The sequence below is a fragment of the Rothia sp. (in: high G+C Gram-positive bacteria) genome, assembly GCF_030540545.1.
Taxonomy (GTDB): Bacteria; Actinomycetota; Actinomycetes; order Actinomycetales; family Micrococcaceae; genus Rothia.
Genome location: NZ_JAUNVZ010000058.1, coordinates 1 through 1,291, shown reverse-complemented (window position 1 = coordinate 1,291; position 1,291 = coordinate 1). Strand labels below are relative to the sequence as shown.

The 1,291-nt window shown below is 58.9% G+C and carries 1 protein-coding gene; it reads right to left on the bottom strand.

All coding sequences use genetic code 11. From position 1 onward, the window contains the following. Window positions 1-68 precede the first annotated feature (68 nt). Window positions 69-848 (bottom strand): C40 family peptidase, encoded by a 780-nt coding sequence (locus Q4P78_RS09555; RefSeq protein ID WP_368660905.1) that lies wholly within the window; start codon window positions 846-848, stop codon window positions 69-71. Window positions 849-1,291: the final 443 nt, after the last annotated feature.

The following is a 1,291-nucleotide window of genomic DNA, read 5'->3' as shown; positions in this document are numbered from 1 at the left end:
TGGCTCCCGGGATATGACCCAGGAGCCACGGCCCCTGATGACGATGCGGAATCCAACCCTCGATGGAGTCAGAACTGTCCCGCATAGACTCGCCGCTGGAGCTCTTGCACACAGGCCGAAGGGGCGGAGAAGCATCCGTCGGCTGAGGTCCCAAGGTAGGTCTGCAGCGCAGTGATGGTGCCTGGTCCGATCAGGCCATCAGCAGCCACCCCGAGTCGTTCCTGCATGGCGCGGATCACGGTGGAGCCGGTGGGCGCAGAAACCCATTCCCACCCACTGCCGAGGCCGGGATTCTGAGCCTTCCAGTGGACGTCCTGGCTGGAGACAACCCCATCCTGGGGCGTACCCAGCACGGCCTGCAGATGCCTGGTGGTGTCAGAGCCCCAGTATCCATCGGCAGGATCGCCCGGATCCGCCGGCGGGGGTGCGGGGGAGTCGCCATAGGTGACTCCTGGGAACAGGCCACCGGCAGTCCAGCCCATACCCGCGGCAGAGAAGATACCCGTGCCCTGGGATGGGCTGCGAGCCTCAATAGTGGTTCCATCCCCACGCGAAATGGCGACATGGCCGTCGTAATGCAGAAGTGCTCCCCTGGTGCCCAGCGCATCGTCGACGGAGATTCCCAGGCCCGCGTCAATGCACGTCTGGATCTGAGCTCCAGAATAGTGCGGTATGGAGATCCCATGCTGCGCCAGGGACCAGCAGATAAGACCTGAGCAGTCGAAGGCGTCAGGACCTTCAGCTCCCCAGACGTAGGGGCATCCCGCCCTGCTCTCAGCCGTAGCCACGAAATCATTGGAAGACACGGCAGAGGCTGGGGTTGCACCAATCAGATTGAGAGCCCCCATCAATCCCATGGCAGGCAAGCCGAGTGCAGTTGTAGTAAGCAGGCTCCTACGCGAGAATCGCCTAGATTGCGTGATCAACATCGATATACTCTCTTTCTGGATACACCTCTGGCAAGGCTGATAATGCCAGAGACTTTTGCGATATAAGGCAAAGAAATTTGCCTCACACTACTCCCAGCGTCCCCCTTGACCGCGGGGCTCGCACAACAGACCTACACGCGGGGCTTGTGAAACGCTCGCCGAGGCATTCACCCTATCAGCGCAGCCTTCATCCCACTCTCAGAAGTACGAGTCAATTTACTGATATATTTGCCATTCACATACTTGGAGGCTTATTCACAGCTGCTAGCAACTGGGACCCAGCAAGGGGTTTCGCTGCTGCAACACTCCACAAATACGCCTCTTGAATGAAAATTTCTTGAAAACTACCAAGAAATCGCTCA